The sequence below is a fragment of the Anabaenopsis tanganyikae CS-531 genome, assembly GCF_029891675.1.
In the GTDB taxonomy this organism is placed as follows: domain Bacteria; phylum Cyanobacteriota; class Cyanobacteriia; order Cyanobacteriales; family Nostocaceae; genus Anabaenopsis; species Anabaenopsis arnoldii.
Genome location: NZ_JANQDF010000098.1, coordinates 1 through 7,686 on the forward strand (window position 1 = coordinate 1; position 7,686 = coordinate 7,686).

6 protein-coding genes are annotated in these 7,686 nt (G+C 42.6%); 3 read left to right on the forward strand and 3 right to left on the reverse strand.

Going from position 1 to position 7,686, the window contains the following annotated elements; translation table 11 throughout:
• Positions 1-205 precede the first annotated feature (205 nt).
• From nadC to NWP22_RS10145, 3 genes are all read left to right on the forward strand, one after another.
• On the forward strand, positions 206-1,087 hold the full coding sequence (nadC, locus tag NWP22_RS10135) for a carboxylating nicotinate-nucleotide diphosphorylase (RefSeq protein ID WP_271731491.1): 882 nt from the start codon (positions 206-208) through the stop codon (positions 1,085-1,087).
• 107 nt (positions 1,088-1,194) lie between these two features.
• Entirely contained in the window at positions 1,195-2,961 is a 1,767-nt protein-coding gene (gene argS / locus NWP22_RS10140) for an arginine--tRNA ligase (RefSeq protein WP_271731492.1), read from the forward strand.
• Positions 2,962-3,207: 246 nt separating this feature from the next.
• Positions 3,208-3,546, forward strand: coding sequence for a hypothetical protein (locus tag NWP22_RS10145; protein WP_271731493.1), 339 nt, complete (start codon positions 3,208-3,210; stop codon positions 3,544-3,546).
• A 191-nt stretch (positions 3,547-3,737) separates the two neighbouring features.
• Here the strand turns inward: NWP22_RS10145 and NWP22_RS10150 are convergent, their stop codons facing one another.
• From NWP22_RS10150 to petL, 3 genes are all read right to left on the reverse strand, one after another.
• Positions 3,738-5,381, reverse strand: coding sequence for an acetolactate synthase large subunit (locus NWP22_RS10150; RefSeq protein ID WP_271731494.1), 1,644 nt, complete (start codon positions 5,379-5,381; stop codon positions 3,738-3,740).
• An 88-nt stretch (positions 5,382-5,469) separates the two neighbouring features.
• Positions 5,470-6,837 carry an NAD-dependent succinate-semialdehyde dehydrogenase gene (locus tag NWP22_RS10155; protein WP_271731495.1) on the reverse strand — a complete coding sequence of 456 codons (1,368 nt, stop codon included), beginning with the start codon at positions 6,835-6,837 and terminating at the stop codon, positions 5,470-5,472.
• Positions 6,838-7,112: 275 nt separating this feature from the next.
• Positions 7,113-7,208, reverse strand: a complete 96-nt coding sequence (gene petL / locus NWP22_RS10160) for a cytochrome b6-f complex subunit PetL (RefSeq protein ID WP_200989640.1) — start codon at positions 7,206-7,208, stop codon at positions 7,113-7,115.
• Between the last annotated feature and the right edge of the window lie 478 nt (positions 7,209-7,686).

Here is a 7,686-nt window from a genome sequence, read left to right on the forward strand (position 1 = left end):
AATATTTTCATGGTTCGGTGTTCCCTCGGACTCCGCTTTGCAGCGCTTGTCTCTCAGGCACTTATCCAATATAGCTACTGTCTCTAGCTTTGTCAACTCTTTTTTTCTAATTTTTGCAGATTTTTTTTCATCTCTCTGAAAGTCTTATATAGCAAGCCTTTTGAGGTATAATTGGTCTGTAAATCAAAATAAAAGTAACTAAGTTGTGAGTAAATTCGGTGTTTTACCGCCAAGGGTAGTTCTAGATCCTTTACTGCGTGGCTGGTTGGTAGAAGATATTGGTCGGGGCGATCGCACTACTCAATCTCTGTTATGGGAACATGGAACCAGGGGAAGAGCTACATGGCTGGCTAAAGCATCGGGGATAATTGCGGGGTTACCAGTTGCAGCCAGGGTATTTGAACTTTTGAATGAAAAAGTAAATTTTGTGGCTCTTGTCCCTGATGGTGAAAAGTGTGAACCAGGACAAGTCATAGCAGAAATTGATGGTTCCCTAGATGCGCTGCTCATGGGTGAACGGGTGGCGCTGAACTTGGCCATGGGGTTGAGTGGAATTGCTACTCTCACACATATATATGTAGAGCAAATAGCAGATTTACCGGCTCAGTTTGTGGACACCCGCAAAACTACACCAGGGCTGAGATTATTAGAAAAGTACGCATCTGCGGTAGGTGGAGCGATAAATCACCGCATGGGCTTAGATGATGCTGTCATGATTAAAGATAATCACATTGCTGCTGCTGGCGGAATTGGTGAAGCCATTACCCGCATTCGTTCCCAGATACCCTATCCTCTGACTATTGAAGTAGAGACGGAAACCCTAGAACAAGTGACAGCCGCATTAGAACATCAGGCGGACATTATTATGTTGGATAATATGCCTGTGCAGATGATGGGTCAGGCGGTGCAGTTAATCCGTCAGCAGAATACTAGGGTGAAAATTGAAGCTTCGGGAAATGTGACCCTAGAGACTATTCGCACTATTGCTGAGACCGGGGTTGACTATATATCTAGTAGTGCGCCCATTACTCAATCCAAGTGGTTAGATTTAAGTATGAAAATTTCAGGTAAATCAATCGCCCGATAGCGTAGCGTGGCTTAATCCGTACTAGTTAGAGCTAAAATAGTCAAGTTTTACAGAAAGTCTCACCATTAGGGAGCCAATAGCCTCCCATAAACAGATAACATTAATATATGAACGCTACACAAGAACAACTAAAACTGAAACTTCAGCAGGCTTTAGTGGCTGCTTTTGGCGGTGACTACGCCGGAGTAGACCCGATTTTGGTGACTGCGAGTAATCCTAAATTTGGTGACTATCAAGCAAATATGGCTTTGTCGCTGAGTAAAAAGTTAGGACAGCAACCCAGGGCGATCGCCTCTGCTATTGTGGAGAAACTAGATGTATCCGAGTTTTGCGAAACACCAGAAATAGCAGGGCCTGGTTTTATCAATCTCAAGCTGAAAACTTCCTACCTAGAAACACAACTCAACACCATTCAAGCAGATTCCAGACTGGGAATCCCAAAGACGGAAACACCAAAACGAGAAATTGTCGATTTTTCCAGTCCGAATATTGCTAAAGAAATGCACGTCGGACACTTGCGCTCTACAATCATTGGTGATGCGATCGCCCGGATTTTAGAATTTCGGGGTCATGATGTTTTGCGGTTAAATCATGTCGGTGATTGGGGTACACAGTTTGGGATGTTAATTACCTACCTGAGAGAAGTTTACCCGGAAGCCCTGACCACTGCGAATGCTTTAAATATTGGTGATTTAGTCAATTTTTACCGCCAAGCTAAACAGCGCTTTGATGAAGACGAAAGTTTTCAAGATTCAGCAAGAAAGGAAGTCGTGAGATTACAAGCAGGTGCAGAAGACACCCTTCATGCTTGGAAACTACTGTGCGAACAGTCACGCCGAGAATTTCAGGTAATTTATGACCTGCTGGATGTGCAATTAAATGAACGGGGAGAATCTTTCTATAATCCTTTACTTTCCTCTGTAGTGGAGGATTTAGCCACATCAGGGATACTGGAGGAGAATCAAGGGGCTAAGGTAGTTTTCTTAGAAGGCTTCACTAACAGAGAAGGTGAGCCACTCCCTTTGATTGTACAAAAATCCGATGGTGGTTATAACTACGCCACAACAGATTTAGCAGCTTTGCGTTACCGAATTCAAGAAGATCAAGCCCAACGCATAATTTATGTGACAGATTCTGGACAAAGTAACCACTTTGCCCAATTCTTCCAAGTTGCTTGTAAGGCGGGATGGGTTCCTGATCATGTAGAACTGGTTCATGTTCCCTTTGGTTTGGTCTTAGGAGAAGATGGGAAAAAATTTAAAACTCGTGCAGGTGATACCGTCAGATTACGGGATTTATTAGATGAAGCTGTGATTCGCGCCCGTACAGATTTAGAAGGTAGATTAAAAGAAGAAGAACGCCCAGAACCTGAAGAATTTATTAGTGAAGTTGCTCAGGTAGTTGGTATCAGTGCCGTAAAATATGCTGATTTAAGCCAAAACCGTACCAGTGATTATATTTTCAGCTACGACAAGATGTTGGATCTTAAGGGTAATACTGCACCCTATATGTTGTACGCTTATGCACGGATTCAGGGGATTAGCCGCAAGGGTGGAATTAATTTTAGCGAGTTAGGAGACAATGTTCAGGTGTTGTTACAGCATCAAACTGAGTTAGCTTTAGCTAAGTATTTATTACAGTTAGATGAGGTGATTACTACTGTTGAGCAAGAATTACTACCTAATCGATTATGTGAATATTTGTATGAGTTAAGTAAAAAGTTTAATCAGTTTTATGATCGTAACCAGGGGGTAAGGGTACTGGAGGCTGAGGAACCACTGCGGACATCCCGGTTAATCTTGTGTGATTTGACAGCTAGAACTTTAAAGTTGGGATTAGATTTGCTGGGGATTCCAGTTTTAGAGAGGATGTAAGAGTAACTCCCCAGGCGGTTACGATGCCGATCCCACAACATTTATGTGATGTGATCAATTGTGTATTTCATTTCCATCAAGGCAGGTTAACAATCACTACAGATGGACACAGATCCACACAGATGAATAGATTGTTGAGTTAAACTATTCCTCCGAAGTTCTGCTGCGCTAAAATGAAGGGGTTGGGGTGAAAATCTCTGCTGTTAATTTTCAGAAATAACCAATTTTTACCCAATTTCAGTCACAATGTCTCAAGAGCATAACCAACCCAGCCAGATTCAGCAGATAGCTAGTCTGAAACCCAAACATTTTGCTGATTTAATTAGAGCCGCCCAGTTAATTTTTGACCCTGCTGCGGGGCTAACAGGTAGACATGTACAAGTTAACTGGCAGGATTTTGGCATTCCCCATGATGTTGAGCAAAATTTAAAGGATCTGGGACTGCAATATCAGTATGCTTCTCCCCACATTCCTGGTGATATTATTTGGAGTCGATTAAGTCCGGAAACTAGAATCTGGTTTCTCAACAATAAAGATGATTTGTGGCGGTTTGAGGAAGCTTTCCCCGCACTCGATGAGGACTAGGGTTTGGCGCAGTTTCCTTGTAATTATGAGGTTAGGCAAAACCCCCATATTACAATATTTACCTTTCAGATCCCGGACTTCTGTAAGCAGACCCAAGAGTTGGGAATTTATGAAAGAAGTCCGGGTTCTAAATGGATCTAAATGCACTCAATGAACCTAATCATGCCAATGCTAAATTTTAGCATCGCTGACTAGACTGTGCAGTTTAATTCCCCGGCTTTTTGGCTAAAGCGGTGATTTTCGCGGTAGTCTACGGGACAATCGATAACAGCAGGTACATCTTGGTTGAGGGCTTCTTTAAGTACGGGGATTAAATCAGTAGCAGATTCAACCCTGTAACCTTTTAAACCCATGCTTTCCGCTAGTTTGACAAAATCAGGATTACCAAAATGGACAAAAGATGAGTTACCTTTGCCAAATTGATTTTCTTGTTTCCATTCAATTAACCCATAGCCACCATCATTAAAAATTAAGGTGACAAAGGGAGTACCGACTCGTAAGGCTGTTTCTAATTCCTGACAATTCATCATAAAGCCACCGTCTCCAGTAGCAGCTACAACTTTGCGGTTAGGATAAACCAGTTTTGCTGCTAAAGCGCCAGGAATAGCAATTCCCATGGCGGCAAAACCATTAGAAATCAAGCAAGTATTGGGACTATGACAGTGATAATGTCTAGCAATCCACATTTTATGTGCGCCCACATCAGAAATGACGATATCATCGGGCCCCATAACTTGGCGTAAGTCATAAATTAATTTTTGGGGTTTAATGGGAAAACCATCATCGTGGGCGTACTGTTCGTAATCAGCACGAATATTTGCCCTTAAGCCGATCGCATAGGGATTAGGTTTACTCTGTCTATCTGCCAATTTTAAAATTTCATTGAGGGAATCGGAAATATCTCCGAGTACTTCCACACCGGGAATATAACTGCTGTCAATTTCGGCTGAGTTGGCTGCAATATGAATAATGGGAATATTACCTTGAGGATTCCATTTTTTGGGGGAGAATTCGATTAAATCATAGCCAATGGCAATTACCAAATCTGTATGATCAAAGCCACAAGTAATGAAATCTCTTTGCTGTAATCCCACTGACCACAATGTCAATGGATGAGTATAAGGAATTACGCCCTTACCCATAAAAGTATTAGCAACAGGTATATTCATTTGGCTGGCAAATTGGGTAACTGCATCACTGGCATGAGCGCGAATTGCTCCATTACCTACTAGAATAATGGGGTTAACTGCTTGGGAAATGGCTGCCGCTGCTGCCCGAATACAAGCAAAGGAAGCATAGGTTTTTTCGATATTATCCCTTTGTAAGGGTTTGCCTTCTGCAGGCATAGCTGCAATATTTTCTGGTAAATCAATGTGAACTGCGCCGGGTTTTTCAGTTTGCGATCGCTTAAATGCTTTACGTACCACCTCCGGTGTAATACTGGGGCGCACAATCTGTTTATTCCACTTAGTTACTGGGGCAAACATTGCTACCAAGTCCAAATATTGATGGGATTCGATGTGCATTCTATCGGTTCCCACCTGACCAGTAATTGCGACTAAAGGCGCACCATCGAGGTTAGCATCTGCTACCCCAGTCATTAAATTTGTAGCACCAGGCCCCAGGGTAGAAAGGCAAACTCCAGCTTTACCTGTCAAGCGTCCGTAGACATCAGCCATGAATGCTGCACCCTGTTCATGACGAGTGGTAATGAATTGAATGGAAGAATGTTTCAGTGCTTCTAAAACGTGCAGGTTCTCTTCACCAGGAAGACCAAAAACATATTGTACCCCTTCGTTTTCTAGACACCGCACCAATAATTCAGCTGTATTCATTTGATTTCCTCGCTGGTTATAAATAAGTCTGGGGACTGAGTATTGGAAGAGTTAAATATCTGCCAATACCCCACAATTAATGACTAAATTAGTTCACCCACACGGTTTTTACATTGACGAACTCATGTATACCTTGAATACTCAACTCTCTGCCGTATCCAGACCGCTTAATCCCACCAAAAGGTAAGCGGGGGTCAGATTTAACCATGCTATTGATAAATACAGCACCTGCTGCGATTTCGGAGATTAGGCGATCGCATTCTTGATGATTATTAGTCCAAGCACTAGCACCTAAGCCGAAAGGTGTAGCATTAGCTAGTCGAATGGCGGCATTAATATCTGGTACACGGAATAACAGGGCAACTGGCCCAAAAAATTCTTCCTGGGCGATCGCACTATCTGGGGGGATATCTGTAATGATAGTGGGCGGGTAAAAGTTACCCGCCAGATGTGATAAAGGATGTCCACCGGTAAGGAGTTTACCGCCACTTTTAATGGCAGTTTGCACCTGTTGATGTAAGTCTTGGAGAATACCAGGGGTTGCTAATGGCCCTATATCCGTATCCGGCTGCATGGGGTCGCCTACTTTGAGCGCCTCAAATTTATCTAGAAGTAAATTTTCAAACTCAGGCGCGATGGACTCCACAATAATAAAGCGTTTTGCTGCTATGCAAGATTGCCCATTATTCAACATCCGGGCTGTAGTCGCCATGGTAACGGCGGTTTCTAAATCAGCACTTTCTAAAACAATAAATGGGTCACTACCCCCCAATTCTAAAACAGTTTTTTTGATTTGTTGACCCGCGGCGGCTGCCAGGGATGCTCCCGCTGGTTCACTTCCAGTTAAAGTGGCAGCTTTCACCCGGTGATCAGCTATGATATCGGCAACTTTGGCCGCACCGATTAACAGTGCTTGAAAAGCGCCTGGAGGAAAACCAGCCCGGCGGATAATATCTTCAATTACCAAGGCACACTGGGGGACATTAGAAGCGTGTTTCAGTAAGCCGACATTTCCCGCCATCAGGGTGGGGGCGGCAAAACGAAACACCTGCCAAAAGGGGAAATTCCACGGCATTACAGCCAGAATTACACCCAAAGGATCATAGCGCACAAAACTATGACTAGCATCGGTGGGGATGGGAACATCAGCCAGAAAACTCGGTGCTTGTTCAGCGTAGTATTGACAAACCAGGGCGCATTTTTCTACTTCTGCGATCGCCGCTTGATAAGGTTTACCCATTTCCAGGGTGATTATTTGAGCAAAATCAGCTTTTTCTTGCTGTAAAATGGTGGCAGCTTTTTCTAGCCATTGCGATCGCTCAGAAAAAGTTGTGTGGCGGTACTGTGCAAAAGTCTGACCAGCCAAATCCAGTTTAGAGGCAATTTCTGCATCCTTGAGAGGCTCAAAGACTTTGATTGTCTCCCCGGTGGCGGGATTAATGGTGGCGATAGCCATTACCTGACCTCCCGTTAAATTTCATATCCATATTTCCAGAAGAAATATAGATCGAGGTAGCTTCCTAGTCTTACACATAATCTATTGTGCAAGCCATAACCAAATTTTATGATTTTTCTCAGGTTCGATTATTGAATACGGAATAACCGCAATTATTTTTATAATTAAATATACTTCTCTTATCCATAAATTTTGTTAAATCAGATACAATCTGAAATATACAAACCCCATCTCCTCTCCTTACCAAGGTAAGGAGAGGAAAGATTGGGAGAGGCTTAAATTAGTTTAACAGCACGCAAACCGAACAGCAGACCTACGGCTACGCCCATGAATAAAGCTAAAAAGCCAATATAAGCTATGACTCCAAACATTGATTTTTCTCCAGAATAAAGCACTATCTCTATTGAATCATGGGGAATGGGGAATGGAAAATTTGACATCTCCCCTGGTTAAAACACAGGGGATTCTAAACTGATGTTGCTACGCAGGGCCAAGCTATGCTACGCAACGTTTACAACGTGATTTACTTAATCTATTAGATTAAGTAAATAATATTGTTTTGGGAGTGTCAAAGCTCCCCTACCCACCTTGGCTAAGGTTATACTTAGCTGTGTGGCTACTTAAGTTGACATCTTTTGGGTTTTTCACCATATTTGTAGATGCCTTTTTTTTCATTTTAACTGAATTTGATAGTATTCTTTAATTTCCGGTTCTTCAGTACCTAATATGCTAAATTGTTTTGATAAAATCCGAAAAGGCTTACCGTATAAGGGAAATAATGTTGGTTATTGAAGAAAATGCCTGAATATTCCTTCTTAATCTCTGTTCGGTGTGTTCCCTGTTCCCTGT

Coding starts and splice junctions, on each gene's coding strand:
- argS (WP_271731492.1), top strand. CDS start 1,195: ATGAACGCTACACAAGAACAACTAAAACTGAAACTTCAGCAGGCTTTA.
- petL (WP_200989640.1), bottom strand. CDS start 7,208: ATGTTTGGAGTCATAGCTTATATTGGCTTTTTAGCTTTATTCATGGGC.
- NWP22_RS10145 (WP_271731493.1), top strand. CDS start 3,208: ATGTCTCAAGAGCATAACCAACCCAGCCAGATTCAGCAGATAGCTAGT.
- NWP22_RS10150 (WP_271731494.1), bottom strand. CDS start 5,381: ATGAATACAGCTGAATTATTGGTGCGGTGTCTAGAAAACGAAGGGGTA.
- NWP22_RS10155 (WP_271731495.1), bottom strand. CDS start 6,837: ATGGCTATCGCCACCATTAATCCCGCCACCGGGGAGACAATCAAAGTC.